Annotated in this window: 21 protein-coding genes; 5 read left to right on the top strand and 16 right to left on the bottom strand. The window is 43.9% G+C overall.

The window, feature by feature from the left end; all coding sequences use genetic code 11:
• The first annotated feature begins 348 nt into the window (after window positions 1–348).
• Entirely contained in the window at window positions 349–1,386 is a 1,038-nt protein-coding gene (locus AC04QZ_RS00770; protein ID WP_478356165.1) for an IS110 family RNA-guided transposase, read from the top strand.
• A gap of 113 nt (window positions 1,387–1,499) precedes the next feature.
• Here AC04QZ_RS00770 and AC04QZ_RS00765 read toward each other — a convergent pair whose 3' ends face one another.
• Window positions 1,500–2,144 (bottom strand): alpha-ketoglutarate-dependent dioxygenase AlkB family protein, encoded by a 645-nt coding sequence (locus AC04QZ_RS00765; protein WP_478356164.1) that lies wholly within the window; start codon window positions 2,142–2,144, stop codon window positions 1,500–1,502.
• Between the two features lie 58 nt (window positions 2,145–2,202).
• Between AC04QZ_RS00765 and AC04QZ_RS00760 the strand changes: the two genes are divergently transcribed.
• The 3 genes from AC04QZ_RS00760 (at window position 2,203) to AC04QZ_RS00750 (ending at window position 7,685) form a co-directional block, all read left to right on the top strand.
• Window positions 2,203–2,940 carry an ImuA family protein gene (locus AC04QZ_RS00760; protein ID WP_478356163.1) on the top strand — a complete coding sequence of 246 codons (738 nt, stop codon included), beginning with the start codon at window positions 2,203–2,205 and terminating at the stop codon, window positions 2,938–2,940.
• Between the two features lie 89 nt (window positions 2,941–3,029).
• Entirely contained in the window at window positions 3,030–4,439 is a 1,410-nt protein-coding gene (locus tag AC04QZ_RS00755) for a Y-family DNA polymerase (protein WP_478356162.1), read from the top strand.
• Between the two features lie 15 nt (window positions 4,440–4,454).
• Window positions 4,455–7,685 carry an error-prone DNA polymerase gene (locus AC04QZ_RS00750; RefSeq protein ID WP_478356161.1) on the top strand — a complete coding sequence of 1,077 codons (3,231 nt, stop codon included), beginning with the start codon at window positions 4,455–4,457 and terminating at the stop codon, window positions 7,683–7,685.
• 80 nt (window positions 7,686–7,765) lie between these two features.
• Here AC04QZ_RS00750 and AC04QZ_RS00745 read toward each other — a convergent pair whose 3' ends face one another.
• The 5 genes from AC04QZ_RS00745 to AC04QZ_RS00725 all read right to left on the bottom strand — a co-directional run bounded on the left by AC04QZ_RS00745 (window position 7,766) and on the right by AC04QZ_RS00725 (window position 11,430).
• Complete coding sequence (locus AC04QZ_RS00745; RefSeq protein ID WP_478356160.1) at window positions 7,766–8,389, bottom strand: class I SAM-dependent methyltransferase; 624 nt, start codon at window positions 8,387–8,389, stop codon at window positions 7,766–7,768.
• A 160-nt stretch (window positions 8,390–8,549) separates the two neighbouring features.
• Window positions 8,550–9,338: an SDR family oxidoreductase gene (locus tag AC04QZ_RS00740; RefSeq protein ID WP_478356159.1), complete on the bottom strand. Its 789-nt coding sequence runs from the start codon at window positions 9,336–9,338 to the stop codon at window positions 8,550–8,552.
• A gap of 164 nt (window positions 9,339–9,502) precedes the next feature.
• Window positions 9,503–10,132 (bottom strand): hypothetical protein, encoded by a 630-nt coding sequence (locus AC04QZ_RS00735; RefSeq protein WP_478356158.1) that lies wholly within the window; start codon window positions 10,130–10,132, stop codon window positions 9,503–9,505.
• 138 nt (window positions 10,133–10,270) lie between these two features.
• Complete coding sequence (locus AC04QZ_RS00730; RefSeq protein WP_478356157.1) at window positions 10,271–11,041, bottom strand: DNA-formamidopyrimidine glycosylase family protein; 771 nt, start codon at window positions 11,039–11,041, stop codon at window positions 10,271–10,273.
• A 5-nt stretch (window positions 11,042–11,046) separates the two neighbouring features.
• Entirely contained in the window at window positions 11,047–11,430 is a 384-nt protein-coding gene (locus tag AC04QZ_RS00725) for a DUF3606 domain-containing protein (protein ID WP_478356156.1), read from the bottom strand.
• Window positions 11,431–11,984: 554 nt separating this feature from the next.
• On the opposite strand from AC04QZ_RS00725, the gene AC04QZ_RS00720 reads away from it, so the two are divergent.
• Window positions 11,985–12,350 (top strand): helix-turn-helix domain-containing protein, encoded by a 366-nt coding sequence (locus tag AC04QZ_RS00720; protein ID WP_478356155.1) that lies wholly within the window; start codon window positions 11,985–11,987, stop codon window positions 12,348–12,350.
• Window positions 12,351–12,356: 6 nt separating this feature from the next.
• On the opposite strand, the gene AC04QZ_RS00715 is transcribed toward AC04QZ_RS00720, so the two are convergent.
• The 10 genes from AC04QZ_RS00715 to adhP all read right to left on the bottom strand — a co-directional run bounded on the left by AC04QZ_RS00715 (window position 12,357) and on the right by adhP (window position 20,336).
• Entirely contained in the window at window positions 12,357–13,568 is a 1,212-nt protein-coding gene (locus AC04QZ_RS00715) for a DUF3570 domain-containing protein (RefSeq protein ID WP_478356154.1), read from the bottom strand.
• Between the two features lie 15 nt (window positions 13,569–13,583).
• A complete protein-coding gene (locus tag AC04QZ_RS00710) occupies window positions 13,584–13,814 on the bottom strand; it encodes a DUF4266 domain-containing protein (protein WP_478356153.1) in 231 nt (76 codons plus the stop codon).
• A 2-nt stretch (window positions 13,815–13,816) separates the two neighbouring features.
• Entirely contained in the window at window positions 13,817–14,749 is a 933-nt protein-coding gene (locus AC04QZ_RS00705) for an FAD:protein FMN transferase (RefSeq protein ID WP_478356152.1), read from the bottom strand.
• A gap of 7 nt (window positions 14,750–14,756) precedes the next feature.
• On the bottom strand, window positions 14,757–15,185 hold the full coding sequence (locus AC04QZ_RS00700; RefSeq protein WP_478356151.1) for a thioredoxin family protein: 429 nt from the start codon (window positions 15,183–15,185) through the stop codon (window positions 14,757–14,759).
• 30 nt (window positions 15,186–15,215) lie between these two features.
• Window positions 15,216–15,368, bottom strand: a complete 153-nt coding sequence (locus tag AC04QZ_RS00695) for a hypothetical protein (protein WP_478356150.1) — start codon at window positions 15,366–15,368, stop codon at window positions 15,216–15,218.
• 351 nt (window positions 15,369–15,719) lie between these two features.
• The gene (locus AC04QZ_RS00690; protein ID WP_478356149.1) at window positions 15,720–16,391 is read right to left on the bottom strand and encodes a cytochrome b/b6 domain-containing protein; all 672 of its coding nucleotides are present in this window, start codon (window positions 16,389–16,391) and stop codon (window positions 15,720–15,722) included.
• A 6-nt stretch (window positions 16,392–16,397) separates the two neighbouring features.
• Window positions 16,398–17,654 (bottom strand): sensor histidine kinase, encoded by a 1,257-nt coding sequence (locus AC04QZ_RS00685; protein WP_478356148.1) that lies wholly within the window; start codon window positions 17,652–17,654, stop codon window positions 16,398–16,400.
• Window positions 17,651–18,328, bottom strand: a complete 678-nt coding sequence (locus tag AC04QZ_RS00680) for a response regulator transcription factor (protein ID WP_478356147.1) — start codon at window positions 18,326–18,328, stop codon at window positions 17,651–17,653. The genes AC04QZ_RS00685 and AC04QZ_RS00680 overlap by 4 nt, the downstream gene beginning before the upstream one ends.
• Window positions 18,329–18,408: 80 nt before the next feature.
• Window positions 18,409–18,990 (bottom strand): HD domain-containing protein, encoded by a 582-nt coding sequence (locus tag AC04QZ_RS00675; protein WP_478356146.1) that lies wholly within the window; start codon window positions 18,988–18,990, stop codon window positions 18,409–18,411.
• A gap of 311 nt (window positions 18,991–19,301) precedes the next feature.
• On the bottom strand, window positions 19,302–20,336 hold the full coding sequence (gene adhP / locus AC04QZ_RS00670) for an alcohol dehydrogenase AdhP (RefSeq protein ID WP_478356145.1): 1,035 nt from the start codon (window positions 20,334–20,336) through the stop codon (window positions 19,302–19,304).
• Between the last annotated feature and the right edge of the window lie 13 nt (window positions 20,337–20,349).

The raw sequence follows: 20,349 nt of genomic DNA, 5'->3' as shown, positions 1-20,349 counted from the left end.
CTTTTTATTAATCCCCACCCAGGGACCAGAAAAAATAATACCAGAAAAAATCATTGATTAAATCAGCATTGATCGATAAATTTGTTTTAAAGCGACATGAAGGCCGCATGGAATAATTCAGATACAAATAACACCCCATTGAACTTTTAACTGATTTGCCATGATTATCGGGAGAAGACTTATATATATTTTTAGGAAAGACCAATAATTGAGTAAGAGACCCGATAAATTAATGATCAAAACAAATTAAAAGGACCGGTCAGGTGACACAGAAAAATTACTAAAGGTAAGACCTAGCGTACTATAAATCCCTGACCGTTCAATATGGGGCCATAAGCGAACCAGCCTATGAATGCATTGAATAAAACAAAAAAGTATGTCTATTTCATCGGGATTGACATATCAAAAGAAACCCTGGATATTGCCGTCATGGTCCATGGAACTATTTTGTTGCACGATACCATACCTAACGAACTACAATCGATCAAAGATCATTTGGCGCACTTGAAAGCATTATTGAAGTTTACGACCCGAAACGTTGTAGTGGGAATGGAAAATACCGGTATATATACTAACCATCTGATAAAAAAACTGCAGGCACTTAAAATCGACACCGTCGTAGACTCACCTCTTCATATTAAAAATTCCATGGGTACAGTAAGAGGTAAAACTGATAAAAAAGATGCTGAAAGAATTGCCCTCTACCTCTACAAATCCAGGGACGTATTAAGATTAAGGATACCCAGGCGGCCAATCCTCGAGCAACTGGCCGGCTTATCCACTTTGAGAAAGCGGCTACAATCCCTTTACATCGCAATAAGGGTTCCCTTAAAAGAGCATGCAGATTTTGTAAAAAAAGGATTAATTGAAGAGCGTAACAGACTTTGTTACAGGAGTATCGATGCGATTAGTCTGGATATCAAAGATGTTGAAGATTCAATTGAAGCGACATGGAAATCAGATGAAGAAACAAACCGCCTGATGACCTTAATGCAATCAGTCCCCTGTGTCGGACCAGTGGTCGCCCTGGAAATCCTGATCTGCACCAATGAATTTAAAAATGTTAGAACCATTAAAGAGTTTGCATCCTATGCCGGAATAGCACCATTCCCCTATAAATCAGGAACCACGGTCAGTAAGAAAACCCGTGTATCAAAGATTGCCAATAAAAAAATGAAAGCGCTTTTACATACCTCCGCAGTTCTTGCCGGAAGGTTTGTCCCGGATATTAAAGCATATTATCACCGTAAAACGGATATAGAAGGAAAACACAAAATGTCGGTGTTGAATGCCATCCGCTTCAAAATGGCATCAAGGGTATATGCCTGCGTAAAAAACAATCGGTTATACGAGAAAAACCATGAATACAGGCCTTCTGGGGATTAACATTATGAGCTTGCATGTTAAACCAGATTTTACTCTCCACTATTAATAGAACCGATGTTTTAGAAGCTTGATTGATTAATCCATCGTTAAAATCATGCAGGCATAAATGAATTTTAAGTCCCGACAATTTTTCTAAAAGTCAGATTGACCCTTGGTCCCATTACCTTAGTTGATTTTGCGATCCTATGGTCCCACTTAGTCTGGAGATCCCCCTTCATCAGCAGCAGCGAACCATGCTCCAATCGCACGGTATATTTTTCGCTGTGGTCAGTTTTTCGCCGGATATCAAAAGCCCTCACCTGCCCAAAAGAAACCGATGCAATAACAAGATGCGACCCCATTACCGTCTCGTTATCACTATGCCAGGCCACAGAATCCTGCCCATCCCGGTAATAATTCAGCAGCACACTGTTAAAACTAATCCCTGAAGCGCTTTCCACCAAAAATTTTAGTTTCAGAAGTTCAGCTGTCCATGGCAGTGGAACTGATTTCCCCAGGGCATTATAATCTGTGCCATCGGGATTACCATACCAGGCAGAAAGCCTTGGGGTAATCACTTCCTTATCATACATCTTCACTTTTTTCTGTATCCATGGCGTGTCTGAAATAAAGCCTGAAAGCAAAAGGTTTGCCTCAGTTATATCAATAAATCCGGGAATATACTCCAGCACATCCTTTGGCAGCCCCGGGCTCTGCCCCGATTCCCTGAAAAAACTCAACTGTTCCATATCCAATACAAATGTGCAAAATAATTTCAAAATACTAATATTTTTAGTATTATATTTGTCCATGTAAACACAAAAAAAGAGGTTGATCATGGAACAGGCAGCAAAAAAACAGCTCATTGAGGACTTAAGGGAACAAATCCTTTCCATGCAGGGCTTTAAATCCGCATCCGGTAACCAACAAAACATCAGCGGTTTCGAGCTTTTTGCACCGGCTTTCCCCGGCCACATCTTTCCCTTGCAAGGCATCCATGAATTCATCTGTGAAAGCCCTGAGCAGACTGCCGCCAGTAATGGCTTTATCAGTGGCATACTTTCCCCGCTGATGCAAGACGGTAGTCCCTGCATCTGGATCAGTGCCTCCAGGAAATTCTTTCCTCCCGCAGTACAAAGGTTTTCGCTAAACGCTGCCTCCATTATCTTCATTGACCTCCAGAACGAAAAAGAACTGTTGTGGGTGACCGAAGAAGCCTTAAAATGTGAAGGACTGGCAGCCGTGGTTTCCGAAATCCCGGACTTAAATTTTGCGACATCAAGAAGATTCCAGCTGGTGATTGAAAAAAGCAAGGTAACCGCCCTATTTTTAAGGGAAAACCCCAGAATACTTTCGAATACCACCTGTCTTGCCCGCTGGAAAATCAGCCCATTGCCCAGCATATTACCCCAGGGTATGCCCGGTGTCGGCCAGCCCAGCTGGAGGGCAGAATTGCTCAAAGTGCGTAACGGGCAGGGCGGCACTTTTGAGATCTGCTGGTCAGGCAGCACATTTAAAAATCTACAAAACGAAAACACCCGGGTTTTACCACTCCATGAACTACAGGCAGGATAAAGATGGCAAAGCGGTTTTTAAGTATATGGTTTCCGTTTTTGCTAACGGATTGGATGGCTATCCGCCGCCCCGAATGGAAAACGCGGGCGATGGTCTGCGCAGGTGCCAGCCATGGGCGTATGATGGTTGTCGCCGCAAACCAAAATGCAAATACCCAGGGCATTTATAAAGGAATTCCCCTAGCCGATGCCCGGGCCATTGTGCATGAACTCGAAGTCTTTGATGAAAAGCCTACAAGGCAGCAGAAACTGCTCGAAGGCCTGGCCAGATGGGCCATCCGCTATACCCCGCTATCCTCTACCGATGCAGAGGGTATCCTGCTTGATATCACCGGATGCTGCCATTTATGGGGCGGAGAAGAAGCCTACCTAAAACACATCACCGCCAGACTCCAGTCAGCAGGTTACACCGTAAAAGCTGCGATCGCAGATACCATTGGTGCGGCCTGGGCACTGTCCCGTTATGGAAATGGCGCTGAAATCGTAGATCAATACCAGCAGCATTTTGCTTTACTACCCCTTCCCCCAGCAGCACTCAGGATCGCTGCTGAAACCACGGGAAAGCTACATAAACTGGGACTCAGTAAGATTGAGCGATTCATTAAAATGCAACGCAGCGTCCTTCGGCGCAGGTTTGGTGAGAACCTGCTACTTCGGATCTCTCAGGCCATGGGTGATGAGCCCGAGGCCTTCAGCCCGATTACCTTGATCCAGGAATATGAAGAGCGGCTGGCTTGCCTGGAACCCATCCGCACCGCCAAAGCCATCGAAATTGCCATCGAAAAACTACTGGAAAAACTTTGCCTAAGACTTAAAAATGAAGGACTGGGACTTAGAAAAGCAGAACTAAAAGGTTACCGGATAGATGGAAAAACAATTTCCACAGCTATAGGCACCAGCAGGCCCAGTGATGATCCCATCCACCTGATGAAACTTTTTGCACTGAACATTTCCGGCATTGCGCCCGGCATGGGTATCGAACTTTTCTCCCTTAGCGCCGAAAAAACCGAAAAGATGGAACGCCAGCAGGAAAAGATCTGGGCCGGGCAGGCAGGTCTTGACAGCCAGCCACTGGCCGAGTTACTAGACCGCGTGGCTGGGAAAGTGGGCAACAATGCCATCCGCCGATACCTGCCAAGGGCAGACTACTGGCCGGAAAGAGCGGCTAAACAGGCTAAAGATTTAACTGAGATGAATGAAATTAGCTTCCACAACCCACTGAACCGTCCCATACAGCTACTTTCCAGGCCTGAGCGGATCGAGGTTACTGCACCCATACCCGATTACCCCCCAATGCTATTCATCTACAATGGTGAGCGCCACAGCATTAAAAAAGCAGATGGCCCGGAAAGACTGGAACGCGCCTGGTGGCTGGAAGAAGGGGAACACCGCGATTATTATACTGTAGAAGATGACAAAGGGAACCGTTATTGGCTCTTCCGTTCAGGCCACTATGCAGCCGAAAACTCGGCCTGGTTTATACATGGATTTTTTGCTTAGAAACTAAAAAGAACAATGGAATACACCGAACTCCAGGTTACCAGCAATTTCAGCTTCCTTCGCGGCGCCTCCCACCCGGAAGAACTCGTAGAAGAGGCCGCAAAAATGGGTTATAAAAAAATCGCCATCACCGATCATAACACCCTCGCTGGAATCGTGCGTGCACATGCCCAGGCCAGAAAACATAACATAGAAATTATCCCGGCCTGCAGGCTAAACCTGGTGGACGGTGCATCCCTGCTTGCCTATCCCACAGACACTGAAAGCTATGGCAGGCTGTCTGCCTTACTTAGCCTGGGTAACCTGCGCACCGAAAAAGGCAGCTGCGAACTCTATAAAAAAGATGTGTTTGAATATGCCCAAGGCATTATTTTTATTGCCATTCCGCCCGAGCATCTCTCAGAAGGCTTTGATTTCCAGTTGAACTTTTATGCAGACCTTCAAAGCTATCAAAATGCCTTAAAAGAAAATCTTTACCTGGCCATAAACAGGACTTATCAGGGCGAAGACCAGAAGAGAATGTTCCGCCTGGCAGAACTCTCTCAAAAAACAGGCATTCCACTGGCCGCGACCAATGATGTCTATTACCACAGCCCAAACAGACGCGAACTGCAGGATGTGCTGAGCTGCGTAAGGGAAAAATGCACCATCCATAACGCTGGCTACCTGCTTTTCCAAAACGCCGAGCGGCATTTAAAACCCGAAGCGGAAATGAAAAGGCTTTTCCGTCAATATCCGCAGGCACTTGAAAATACCGTAAAAATCTCACAAAAATGCACCTTCAGCCTGGATAGCTTAAAATACATTTACCCCGAAGAAATTACCTCAGAAGGCAGGACTCCACAACAGGAACTCCAGTACCTGACCATGAAAGGCGCACATGAGCTTTTCGGCGACGAACTACCAAAAAAAGTAACCGATAACATCAGCCATGAGATGAAATTCGTGGAGGAAATGAACTACGCGTCTTATTTCCTCACCGTTTATGACATCGTGCGTTTTGCAAGGAGCCAGCACATCTTGTGCCAGGGCCGCGGCTCAGCTGCCAATTCCACCATCTGCTACTGCCTAGGCATTACCTCGGTCGATCCCACCAAATTTGATCTGCTCTTTGAGCGCTTTATTTCTTCTGCCCGTAACGAACCGCCCGATATCGATGTGGATTTCGAGCATGAACGAAGGGAAGAAGTAATCCAGTATATTTATCAGAAATACGGACGCGACCGGGCCGCCATTGTGGCCACAGTCACCCAGCAAAGACAAAAAGGGGCTATCCGTGATGTGGGCAAAGTAATGGGCTTATCGGTATATACCATTAACCGCCTTTCAAGCTCCATATGGGAGTTTACCGATGAATGGTTTGAAGGCGGAAAACTGACCGAGCAGGGCCTCAACCCCAATGATCCGCTGCTTCGGAAAGTCCTGAGCCTCACCGCCCAGATGATGGGCTTTCCGAGACAATTGGGCCAGCATACCGGCGGCTTTGTGATCACCCGCGGAAAACTAACTGACCTTTGCCCCATCCTGAACGCCAGAATGGAAGACCGGACCAATATAGAGTGGAACAAAGATGATATCGATACACTCGGCTTCCTCAAAATCGATGTACTTGCCCTGGGCATGCTCACCTGCATCAGAAAAGGTTTTGATCTGGCCAAAGCGCATTATAACCTGGAGCTAACCATGGGCAAGATCAACGAAGTAGAAGATCCAAAGGTTTATGAAATGATCAGTCATGCCGACACCCTAGGCGTTTTCCAGATTGAAAGCCGTGCCCAGATGTCGATGCTTCCACGCCTGAGGCCAAAAAAATTTTATGACCTGGTGATCGAAGTGGCCATTGTCCGTCCCGGTCCCATTCAGGGAGACATGGTCCATCCTTACCTAAAAAGACGTAACGGTGAAGAAAAGGTAGATTACCCTTCTGAAGAACTAAAGGAGATCCTGCACCGCACGCTCGGGGTCCCACTCTTTCAGGAACAGGCCATGAAAATTGCCATTGTTGCCGCAGGCTTTACCCCTGCTGAAGCCGATGAACTCCGCCGAAGCATGGCCACTTTTAAAGCCAAAGGCATGGTCACCAAGTTTGAGCAAAAACTCATCAGCGGCATGACCGGCAAAGGTTATACCGAGGACTTTGCCAAACGGGTATTCAAACAGCTCGAAGGATTCGGCAGTTACGGTTTCCCCGAAAGCCATGCCGCCAGTTTTGCCCTGCTGGTCTATGTTTCCTGCTGGCTAAAATGTTATTATCCCGATGTATTTGCAACAGCCCTGCTTAACAGCATGCCCATGGGTTTTTACCAACCTGCACAGATCGTCATCGATGCCAAAAAACATGGCGTGGAAATCAGGCCCATTGACATCAATTATTCCGCCTGGGATAATCTGCTGGAAGAGAAATCCGGGAAATACCATGCCGTCAGATTAGGGTTTAGGCAGATCAAAGGCATGAAAGCTGAAGATATCGAATTACTGGATAAAGGCAGAAAAAAAGGATATGGCCACATCCACCAGCTGATGGATGCAGGCGTTAGCCTGTCTGCGCTGGAAAGGCTTGCCGATGCTGATGCTTTCGGTTCCATAGGCCTGGACAGAAGGGCTGCCCTTTGGGAAGTATCCGCCATGGCCGATCGCCCCGTGGCACTCTTTGAAAACCAGCCCTCTGAAAGCAGTCTGGAAACACAGGCCACCCTGCCACTAATGAGCAAAGGCGAACACGTGATACAGGACTATGCCTCCACTTCCCTTTCATTAAAAGCACATCCGGTAAGCTTTGTGCGCGAACAGCTAAGTCTTCTCCATGTCCTCCCGACCAAATCGTTGGCATCAGCAAAAGACGGCCAGAGCGTCAAAGTAGCAGGTCTGGTGCTGGTCCGGCAGCGCCCCGGAACAGCCAAAGGCGTATGTTTTATTACCATAGAAGATGAAACCGGATTTACCAACCTGGTGGTATTTGAAAACCTGTTTGAAAAGTTCCGTAAAGAAATCATCCAGTCCAGACTACTGATGGTCGAAGGCAAACTGCAGATTGAAGGCGAAGTGATCCACGTGATTGTTAAACGGTGCTTTGACCTCACCAGGCTACTTCGCTCGATCGACAGGGCTGATCAGAATGATTTTCCAGCCGTAGCTTTTTCAAGGTCAGATGAAAGAACTGCCCCTTATCCCACTGGCCAAAAGGATCGCCCGGAAAAGAACACCCAAACAACATCAGCTATTCCAGGAGGCAGGAACTTTAAGTAAGCATGAGCTAACTACAAGCAATTCAGATGATTCACGCCACAACATAGAATCAGGAAGCGAAACCATCACATTAGAAAATCTTATTTTCTCAGGCACCAGGTGGTCATGCTCCTCATGTTCTGCACCACAGTGGTCTTAATGGGCTCATGAAGCGTGCCACCAAGTTTTCTGGTCAATCTGAGCAGCATTTCCTGATTGACCAGAAAACGTTCCGAACCATCCGGCAAAATATACCGCCCGTTGCCCACAAAGTGGAGCGAAGATTCAATCCCGATATCGGAGGCCAGCCTGCAGAAAAAATAACCATCCTTTTTCAGTACCCGCCACATTGAGCTTAACATCGCCTCGAAATGATCCAGGTTTTTGGCAAAGTGCAGAACCGCGCTGCTGATGACCAGATCAAAACTACTCTCACCAAAAGGCAACTCATCCACTTCTGCCACCATAAAATGATCTGCCTGCAAACCCTGCCCAAACCCCGAGGCAAGCTGCTGAAGCGCAGCAATTGCCTGCGGATCTTTATCCACACCAAATACCTCGAAACCCTGCTTCAAGAAAAATTGAACGTTTCTCCCGCTACCGCAGCCAGCATCCAAAATTCGTGCACAGCCCTTATAAGTACCTTTCAGTAACTGATCAAAAAGATATATATCGATATTCCCGTAAAGTTCCTGTAGATTATCCTGACTGTTTAAATTGCTCATTGCGCAAACTTATCTTTTTTTTCCCTGCCCTTCAATTTTCAGGAAAGATAAGTCACTGTTTTTTATTGCCGGCCTGATTTAAATATATCAATAACAAAAAAATGAAGTTTCCGGATTTCGTGACATTCACCATGGCGCCAATATTTGCTGATGATCAATATTAATGCGATTTAAGAAGGCCTCCATCTATTGGTATATCGGTACCGGTGATATAAGAGGCCAGATCAGAAGCCAAAAAAGCGACCAGGTTCCCAAACTCTTCTGGTTTTCCAAATCTTTTCATCGGTATCACAGCAGCTCTTTGACTTCGGATCTGTGAAATTGAAATGCCCTTTTCAGCGGCCTGCTCGTCCATGAGTTTTTCAATTCTTTGCGTGTCAAAATTTCCAGTCAAAATATTATTTACCGTGATATTGTATTGACCAAGTTCATTTGAAAGGGTTTTCGCCCAGGCAGCGGTGGCACTTCTGATGGAATTTGAAAGTACAAGATTGGCAATGGCCTCAACCACTGATGTGGAGGCGACATTAATGATCCGGCCTGTTCCAGCACTGATCATCTGCGGAACAGCCAGCATCGTTGTTTCGACCACCGTTTTAAACAGCAGGTCAAAAGCAGCTTGATAGGCATCCAGGTCTGCATCAGCAGCAGTCATCGACTTTGGGCCATTGGTATTATTAACCAGGATATCAATTTTATGGTTCTCAAAAAAAATCCTGACCGTGTTTTTGAATGATGAAAAGTCAGAAAAATCAACAACCAGGTATCCATGCTTTTGCTCCGCATACGCTACAGGGAGGCTTGATAGCGAAATTTTAAGTTTTTCTTCGTTTCTGGCCATTAGAAAAACACTTGCACCACACCTGGCAAGTGAGACCGCACTGGCAAAACCAAGCCCTTGAGAACTGGCTCCTACTAATGCCGTTTTACCCCTTAAATCTATCCTCATTATATTAATTTTTATCCTCCCGGACCTCACAAAGCCTATCAAAGGCTTCCCGGTTAATTAAAGTTATCCCCAATAGATATGCCATTTTTAATCCCAAACCCTCTGCCAATATTAATGATTAGAAAATAGCAAGCATAATTTTCCAATATGGTGATAGTTCGTTTCTAATCTGATGTAGCATAATAGTTTAACTCGAGGAACTTTTGATTGCGTTTGATCCCATCAACAGTGACCTCAACTTGTTTAAACACACCGGCCACTTTTATTTTTTCTGCGGGTAACGTTGATTTTCCACGATAATGGGCAATTAAGAACGCTTCAGACTGTTGATCCTCGCGGATCTCATAAATATCATATTGGTCCCTGATGGGTATGGGAACAAATGTCACTGCTTTCCCTGTCGAAATCGGAACCAATATCAAACCCTGAAATTCTGATTTAGATTCTTTTAGCTTAGCAACGCCTGTTATAATCGCATTCGCGCCTAGCAGGCCCAATTTTTCTGCCTCAGCAGGCATTAGTTCCTGCGCTTTATGCTTTAAGAACGCACTCCTTAGCCGATCATCCAATTTTGAAATGATCTCCACCTGATCTTTCTTGGAAAGTTTAGAAATGGAAAATTCTAAAAACAGGATCAGGCGTTGTCGCTCATTAAAAATCCCGCCAACCTTTGCTAATTCACCGACATTTATTTCTCCATCATCCGCTTTGGTAAATAGATTAAAAAAATGTCCGCCATTGTCTAGATGATTTATTGCTTCTGAAATGTTCTGATAGGGTTTAAGTTGTTCCATATATGGGCAGCAGTGATCGGGTTATTGTATCATTGAGCACCTTTTATTGCGGTGCGAATTATAGATGATTTTTATGACCTATTGTTACAAACTCAGGAAGCCTTAAATTTCAAATGGTCAAATAAATCTGGCCCTGGATCATCCGAAAAGTTTCTGAGAGCTGGTATAATAACTGGTCCTTCCACCAATTTTCTCTGAAAAAACCTCTTCTCCCTTTTTGGTCTCCTTTATCTTCGCTCCGTGCACTTCCATAAAATCCCTGAGCTCACCGCGCAGTTCATCACCATTTTCTTTCGCGATTTTGTTGATTGCCTCCTTCAAGACCGAATGTATACACTCATGTAACCGCTTCACATCCTGTTCCGGAATTGATCCCGCAACAGAGAAAGGCGAGATCCCGGCATGGTAAAGGATTTCATCGCCATAGGAATTCCCGATACCCCGCACCTTTTTCTGGTCCATCAAAAGCGTTTTGATCAGTGTTTTTTTTCCACTCAGGATTTTCTTTAATGAACTATAATCCAGTTCAAGTGCATCGGGCACATCATTTTCAGCTGGATTGAGTGTCGGGGTTGCTTGTTTCTGCATATCTGTTACGGCGAAACCCTCACCTCCCTTGAAAGTAAAGAGCAGTATCGGGAACCTCGGTGGTTTATCTTCGAGTGCCACTAGTTCCCCTCGAAGCATCAGGTGTAAGCCCAGTACGCGTCCTGCTCCAAAATGAAACTGCAAAGTTTTGCCGGAGCGTTTTACAGCGTTTAGCTTATGTCCTTCCAGTAGGCCTTTTAATTCCTTAGCAGAAACGTTAAGCTTGCCGGCCACTTCTACATCGATGTTTTTCAGTACCTTTCCACCATACCTGCGGGTAAGGATGCGCGAGAAGACTTCAAGATCAGGGAGTTCAGCCATAAGGATTAGGATTTTAGGTATTTTTTGATTTCTGAAAGATCGCTGCCCATGAGTACAACGGCTGCCTTAAGTTCCTCGGTGCTAATCTGAAATTGTTCTGCCCAGTAAGCTAACTGCTTGGGATCTGCGCTATCGATGCTTCCCTCGCTGGATGCAAAATCTCCCGCTTCAAGCTCATCTCTGTCTTCTTCTATTTCATGCTGCCCATCCGATTCGCCCAGCTGACCTTCCTGAAGGTAATTCCGCGCCCTTTTGAGACCGGCTGCAATTGCCGCTCCTTCTTCCATTCCCTGCGCTAAAAGTGCATTGGCTATCTCAACAGCTTTCTCCCTTAAAGCTTCAGGCTGGTTTTTATAGGATGGCGGATAATCCCCATTGTACCATGGCATAATCTTTCGTATTTATAATTCAACATTACTGATCAGCGGAAAGTTTGAAGAATGGAATTAAAAAAGGCGGAGGTCCTTTTGGACTTCCGCCTTGACCTTCTCAGATCATTGTTTTTCATTCTGGTAAATGTGCTATAAAGACAGATTTCCCGCTCAATTGTTTTATAAAAATCAAAAAGGGCCGGGAAATATTTTAAACCTTCTTCTTTTTGCTTTTGACATAACTTTCAATTTCTTTTGGGTCGGACGACTCTCAACAACATTTCATTCTCCGCTAACACTGATCTCTATTTAAAGAAATTGTTTGCTGATCTGTTGGAAGAGTATCATATGCTACCGCGATTTTTGCTACAAGATTCTTGCTCTAAAAAACAGCTCTAAACCAATCAATATTCTTTCACCACCATTAGCATTGATAAGCAGGCAGATTGAAATATTCGCTTTAAACAATCTGACACAAAAAGATATTTAGACTAATTATCATTACCACAAAAAAAAAGTAAATCATCATGCTTTCCGTAATTTCAATGCTTTAAAATTATCCCTTATACAAAATGAGTGTGCATATAGGCTTAATGATCTGGAAGGAAATGAAGCAGAAAGATATCTCTGTTTCAGACATTGCTGCCGCGCTTGAGATCAGCAAAACAAAGGCACAGGAAATGCTGAATGCCGCCACGATCGATATCCTGACGCTGGTCCGCGTGAGTGAATTCCTGAATTACAATTTTTTCAGTTATTACGAAAGTGGAAAGGTTTTCTCCAAGATCGAGCTTCAGGAAAAAAAGCGTCTGGCAGCTGAGGTTGAGCGGTTAAAGGCTTTGCTCACTGAAAAGAGCAAAGCCCTCGAACTTCAGGAAAGGTTAAATAAGGTTCATCTCAGTACAATTTCGCTATTGGAAAAAGGCCAGTTTAGATAAACCTGCTTACTTAAACTTTAAATTTAACGATACGATATTGGAAACCAGGCTTGTTGACCGGGAATAATGACCATATCGCAATTCAAGCATATTCAATCTCTGCCAACCGAAAACGCCTTTTGGTGGAGCAAAACGGATACCTGCACCATAAAAATTACTGCTTAGTGTTGATAGGTCATAATCACTGGTAAAGTATTGCTCAGATGGCAAATGCTGACCATAAGCTGCAAAGTATTTCGTCCCCACCTGGTTGTTGTAACGATAGAAAGGACTTATAGAAAAGAAGGAACTGATCTTAACGGGGATTTCAAGTTCTGCAGTATGTGCCCTTATGCCCCAGTTATCCACATAATATCGGTAAAATGTACGAACGACAAAACCGTCGTCCAAAAAGTAGTTCATCCGCAAACCGATTGGTAACTTATAACGCTTATCGGGCAGGGTTTCTGCGCGCATCGAACCATCTGTAAAATAATCACGTTGATACCTGGTGGCCAACAATCCTTTTTGATAAGATGGTTCCAAAATTAAAGAAACCTGAAATTTCTGGTTGATCACCTGCGAGAGGGAGAAGGATGCACTGAACGAATTCCTTGGTGCGGTATCATATTCCTCGTGCCCCCTACCGGTATCTCCAGTTCGAAGTTCTATTGGTAAGATGACCGTCCATTGATCCAAAAATGCCTGAAGTTTAAAATCAAACTGGGTATTTTTGTCTTTCGATAACCGGGTTAAATTAAAGGCAGCGCCCATCGACTGGTAATCGAACTCTGTTGAATATGATCCTGTAAACCCAAAGGAATTACCTGTTTCCTCATTAGAGTGGGTCCAGTTTAGTGAGGGATAAATACGGGTATCGGCCGAAGAAGCTGAAGAAATGGTGCTTGGATCGATCTTATCAGAAGAAGCTGAAGTATAATGGTCTACACCCAGTTCGAAAAGAAAGGTATTTTTTTTACCTCTTTTATTAAACCTGGACATCTGAAGATCGATGGTATTGGCGAAATCACTGAGTTTTTCTGTACCAATACCACCTGTTACTGCCGAATTATTACCATCCTGATGATAATAGGCAGAAACCAGATTGATCTCATCAACTTTCAACTTCCGCGACTGATATTTGCTACTGTCTGCTTTTGCAGGCTCAGGCCTGGTTTGTGCATAAGTGCTTAATATACCGAAGTACATAAAAAGCACGTGAAGATATATTTTTCTCATTATCTAATCCTGTTGTTAGTTACAACCACAACCACCACCACTTTTGCCGCCGTTGGCACCTGAGGCGCCCTCGCGGTAAAGCTGAAAACTCTGTTCAAACTTTTGTGCTTTACGGGCCGAAAGAATCATATCGGCGTCGTTGAGCTTACTTTTTTGATAGGGTTTTACACTACTGCAGGCGCTAAAAAAACTGGTCATCGAAAATGCGGTGATTGCCAGGAGAAAAAATGTTCTGGAACTTTTCATATTTATATCACATTAATATTGTTTGAGGTAAAAACCCTGTCATTATCGTCGATAACAATACAGGCCACTTGTTTAATCTGGTTAATCAGCTCGAGGCCTACTTTTACACCCATTACCACAACAGGTGTGGCCAGGGCATCAGCCAGTTCAGCACTGGGGCAAATAATACTCACGCTCTTCACTCCACTTACCGGAAGCCCTGTCTTCGGGTCGATTGTATGCGAGTAACGTTTCCCGGCTATAGTGACATATTTTTCATAACTACCCGAGGTGGCAATAGCCATGTTACTGATCTTAAGAGCGGAAAATGGCCTATCGGTCTGTTCGGGATCTGCGATACCTACCGTCCATGGATGGCCACTAAGCTGTGTCCCCCAGGTAACCAGATCACCTGCAGCATTCACAATTCCGCTCTTTATGCCCATCTGCTGAAGAATGAGTTTAGCTTTATCAGCAGCATAACCTTTTCCTATCCCACCGAAACCAATACGCATACCTTTATTTCTAAGCAGAACAGTAGCGTTTTTTTTGTCAAGAATCACATTGCGGTAATCTATTAACCCAACGGATGCCAGAGCTGTCTGTTCATCGGGTAAACTGGTCATATTTTGATCGAAATTCCAAAGCCTTTTATCTATCGACCCGTAGGTAATATCGAAAGCACCATCGGTAATTTCTGATATCCTGATCGACCTTTCTATAAGCGTTATCACTTCAACATCTACTTTTACGGGCGCTAAACCTGCGTTTTCATTGATCAGACTGGTTTGACTCTGATCACTGAAAGTGGTCAACAGATATTCTATCCTCCTCACTTCCGCAATGGCAGCGTCTATAGCAAGGTTCCCCGCCTGCTCGTTTTCAGCAATCACCGTAAACTCAAAGCGGTTTCCCATCAGCTTGAGTACCCGGTTAACAGAAACTGGTTTAGCCATGCTCAAATTATTTTTTAAGTTTATCGATTTCAGAAACGAAATCCCGGGCGCTCTCCTCAGGAAATCCGTCCCAGCTTTTCAGCACCTTCCCATTTTCATCCACCAGAACCGTGAAAGGAAACTTACCATCTTTATTGTACAACTCAGCCAGTGCTTCGTTAAGTCTAATCTGTTCTTTTGTAAGCTGGTTTTTCTTCTGCCGGGGAAAATCTGCCCTCACCAATACAAGATTAGTCGCGGCATACTGCTCAAAACTTTCAGATTCTAAAATCTCCTTGCGTAAACGGATGCATGGGCCGCACCAATCAGAACCTGAAAAATTGATCAGGATTTGTTTATGTGTAATTTTTGCTTGTTTTTGTGCCTCTGAAAAATTCCCCATCCACAATGCCGGGACAGCGAACAGCCCAAAAAGGGCAACAAGAAGTAATTTCATAACTAAGAATAAATATTTAAATAGTTTCTGTTAGCTGGCAACACAAAGGCTTAATGAACGGGACGCTTGTTTTGCTGGTAATTCTCCATTTTCAGTCAAAGGCATTCCATGGTTGAGGCAGTTAATCAGTGTAGCGGGAATAGCATTTATACCGATACTATTCAAAAAAATTTTTCTATTCATGATCTTTTTATAGAAAATATGAGCAATACATTAAAATTCTTAGCCAGCACATCTACAGATAACCATCTGATAACCAGCAGCAATGGCCGAAAAAAAATATTTGTAAAATTCTATCTATAAAAAGTTATTACCTTTCCTATTCCTTATAAATCTTGACTTCCAGCAGCACCTCTGGGCGAAGATCTGATCTTTTATAACAAAACTATAGACTAAATCTGAAGACATTCTGAAGTTTTTGAATAAAAGCTGTTAAATATTTGTTAATAAATAACTTAAGAAGCATTCAAACAGTTTTCTTAAGGGTACCCACTCATTTTTAATTACATATTTTTACGACAATAATTCATTATGCTATTTCTGTTCACCCCCGTTGATCATATCAGAAACAATTCCTTTCCCATCTTTATGCTCAGCTAAGAATACGCCCGCTAGATGAAGGACAATGAAACCGAGTATCATATACATGCAGAAGCCATGAAATTCTTTTATGCCATGGTTAATATTTTCCGGGATGCCGCTATAATCCTCCAAAGCAAGCAATAAGCCGGTAATGACCATGATCAGCAACAAGAGATAAAAAACGATGTAAAGTCCTTTTACCACTAGCTCATGCTTTGCTGCCTCGCGTTCTTTTTTTAGCATGAAATAAGCCTGGCAAGCTTTTTTGATCTTGGGAAGAATTCTTTCCGCAGTAGGCAGAAAGAATTCGGCAATTACTCTGAAAAGAAAAAAAGCAGCAAGGGCATAGCCAAAATAGATATGTATGCGCCACACCTGATCTTCAAGGCCATGCGTTACCACACCGGCTTGCTTATCGCTGATAGAAGCTCCTGCATTCATCAGCTCACCTTTAACAAAATCTCCCTGAGCGCGGTCGAAAAGCGTGGAGCTGACCAGCACCGTGAGCAGGGATCCTGTAATGATGACAAAATTTACCCAGTGCCAGAACCTTATTGAGGCAGCATATTTCTTAGCTGTTCCGGTTTCGCCAATCTCTTTGTTCGTGGGTGCTATAATGGCCATATAATTTTATTGTGGGTTAAATATTATGGTGAAGGTGTGCAGGTCCTGATGATAGGAATAATCAAGCTGATAATGTTGCCGGTTGCAGATCTGTTTCAGGATAGCTAGCCCCAAACCAGTTCCTTCTGAGGCGTTATCCCTATAAAACCGGTCGAATATTTTTTCAGGGTCAAGTGCCTTATTGTGACCTGTATTGGCAAATATTATTTTTTCCCCGTCCAAACTAATCTCGATTTTCCCACCATCGTAATTATGCCTGATCACATTGCTAAATAAATTATTGATCAATATTTCAAGCAGCTGCCGGCTAGTATAAATGCTTACATCGGCTAAGTTGGTTTCTACAGAAATATTACGCCCGGTAATTAGTTCCTGAAAGTAAATCTGCTTTTCCTCAATAAGCGATTTTAAGTTAATCTTTTCCTCATCCTGCAATAAATTGTTATCAATTTTAACCAAAAGCAGCAGCGACTGGTTAAGTTTTGTTAATCGAGAGGTTGCCTTGTAAAGCTCAATCAGTGTTTCTCCGTCTTCTTTTCCCAAAACATTAGACTGAAGCATATTATCAAGCTTCGAATTGATCACGGCCAGGGGCGTCATCATTTCGTGGGAAGCATTTTCTGTAAACAGCTTAATCTCCTTGTAATCAGACTTCACCTTCCCCGAAAGCTCGACCAATACCTGGTTAAGCTGCCTGAATTCAGCAACGGGCATTTCAACGGGTTGGTAGGGTCTTTCATGATTAATATTGAATGCCATAATATTTTTTAAGAGCTGCTCAAAAGGCGTCCAGATTTTTTTCAGCAAAATCCTGTTCACTAATAACACCAGGGCAAAAAGTAGCAAAACCGGTATGAGGATAATCAAACAGATGCTCCTGATCTGCTCCTGCCGCTCGGATTTTGAGGCGATGACTAAAACCTGATAGGGCTGCCCGATGAGTTCGAGTTCGGTTTTAAGGTATCTTGCGGTTTCTCGCCGGTGCTTTACCGGATTGTAAAATAGCGTATCGGCATAACTGCTGGAAGGCCTAGCTTTTTCTATCTTTTTGTACTGAACGATAAGATCCTCAAATTCATGTGGCTGATAAAAATTGCCTTCTGCTGAATATTCTTTTACCTCCATTACCTCTTCGGCCAGGTCATGGTCTATCTGCTGATCGAGATAGTAGGCCAGCATCTTGTAAAAAAGAAATCCGATCAGCAGCAGTCCGAAAAGACTGATGATCATCAGTATCCTGTTGTATCTGGTAAATAGCTTCATCCTTGCGTAAATTTATATCCAACGCCATATACCGACTGAAAGTAATCCATGCTCCCGGCATCGGTCAGTTTCTTCCTGATGTTCTTAATATGGGTATAAATGAAATCAAAACTGTCGGCCATATCGGAATCATCTCCCCAAATATGCTCTACCGCAGCAGATTTAGAAATAACCTTACCTTTATTGGAAACAAAATAAATCAGAAGGTCAAATTCTTTTTTTGTCATATAGACTAGCTTGCCCTTTACATGCACCTCTTTAGCGTCAAGGTCAATCCGTATTTCATTAAATTCAATATGGCGCTCACCATGTGCACTCTTCCGTCGCACCACAGCGAGGATCCTGGCGTTAAGTTCCGAGAGATGAAAGGGCTTGATCAGGTAATCATCAGCACCAAGGCTAAGTCCCTCAATTTTCTGGTCGATGGAATTTCTCGCAGAGACAATAATTACCCCTTCTTTTCTGTCCATCCTCTTTAGATAGTTTAAGATCTGAAGTCCCTCGCCATCGGGAAGGGTCAGATCCAGCAGTATGCAATCATACTCATATGAACCCAGCCGCTCAAGTGCCTCAAGATAGGTTGAAGCCATGCTGCAAAGATTACCCTCAGCCATTAGATATTGGCTGATGTTGCGCTGAAGGTCCAGCTCGTCTTCGATGATGAGAATTTTCATAATGGGCAAATATGGTATAAGATACTGAAGAGATCTTGAAGTTGGACAAAAAAAACAGGCCAAAACTATATTAAAAGCGTTCAGAGAGCAGATAACCTATCAATATTAAGTTCTTTTCCCGCTTGAAACTTATTTTTGGAATAGGGGGAAAAATATTCATGGTTGTACAGTAGATTAAGATTTAGCGCATCCCATTGCTGTTTATCATAGGAGCGTTTCAGCATAACCTCCCATTCCCTTTTTAGATTTTCTGCAAAAAGAAGGTAATCATCGAGTGAAAAATGATAGAGATCAGCATCGCATAGGATCATGCCCAGTTTTTCGCCTGGCAATTGTGGAAATCTGGTTGCGAGAATACAGTTGCAGACCCAATCAATGATTTCCTGACCGACATTTTCCTGTTTTAAAAAATCAGCCGCAATCCGCACGCTTTCCTCTTCGTGTCCGATATACTTTCTCGTGTAACCAGCGTCATGAAACAGTGCGGAAAGTTCCAGTATATGTTTTTCCTGATCATTAAGCCCGCTTTGGCTTCCGATCTCCCTGACAGCCTTTAGTGTCCTGATGGTATGCTCCAGGTTATGGAAATACATGGTCTTTGGAAGACTGTCCGCAAATAATTTCTCAATGTAAGTACTTACCTTTTCTATCAGCTCTTCCATAATGTGTTCCTTCTTTAAACGCAGTAATAATAGCCAACAAATCTAAAGACACTTTGAAGTTGTCCGAAATTATCCCCATGCCCTGCGAAAATTAACTTCAATGATAATGGGTGGGTAAAGTTTTGGCGTTCCAATTTTTTTTCCGGTAGTCAGCAATAGAAAATTTCAATAAAAAAAGGCATAAAAAAAAAACGGGCGGTTCATGATTTATAAAACGTCCGTTTCTAGTGTACTTTTCCATTACCAGTTTCCGGTAAACGGGTACGCTGTAATGAAAATATTTAAGCCATAAATCCCACGACCATACAAGTCTATTCTTTCGCTATTTCCAGTACAATCCGTCCACTGATATCTCCCTTTTTCATATTATCAAATACCTGATTGATGTCTTCCAATTTTGCGGTATGGATACATGCATGGACTTTTCCGTCTACGGCAAAATCAATGGCTTCCTGCATGTCTTTCCGGGTACCCACAATAGATCCCCTGACTGTGAGTCTTTTCAGAACCGTTTCAAAGATGGGAAGATCAAAGCTACCAGGCGGAAGCCCGTTAAGCGAAAGGGTTCCTTTTTTTCTAAGCGCGGAAAGACCCTGTGAAAAAGCGATAGGAGATACTGCGGTAACAAGCACGCCATGCATGCCTCCTGTCTGCTTCTGCAGAACTGCACCAGGATCCTCTTCGCTGGCGTTGACGGTGAGATCGGCACCAAGCTTTCTCGCCAGTTCCAGCTTGTCATCCGCAACATCGATTGCTGCGACCTGAAAACCCATTGCCTTGGCGTATTGAACGGCAAGATGTCCAAGCCCGCCGATCCCTGAGATTGCAACCCATTCCCCTGGTTTGGCATCGGTTTCCTTCAGGCCCTTATAGACCGTTACCCCCGCACAGATGATGGGAGCCATTTCAGAGAAATTAACATAGGAAGGAAACCTGGCTACATATCGGCTATCTGCGACCACATATTCGGCAAAGCCTCCGTCGACACTGTAGCCGCCGTTCTGCTGGTCATCACAAAGGGTTTCCCAGCCAGTTATGCAGAATTCGCAGCATCCGCATGCACTATAAAGCCATGGTACGCCCACAACATCGCCTTCTTTCATATTCTTTACTCCATGCCCAAGAGCTGCTACGACTCCGATGGCCTCATGCCCGGGAATAAGCGGTATCTTGGACTTGACGGGCCAGTCGCCGCTACAGGCATGGAGATCGGTATGGCAAACCCCGCAGGCAAGCACTTTCACCAATATCTGATATTCTCCGGGTTCTTTGACCTTGACCTGCTCAATCTGCAGGGGTGATCCAAAGCTGTGGATCACGGCGGCTTTCATTGTTTTTGGAATCATTTCGGATATATTT

The sequence above is a fragment of the Pedobacter folensis genome (assembly GCF_056490665.1).
Note: the sequence above shows the minus strand (reverse complement) of the source record. Positions and strands in the feature narration are given on the sequence as shown.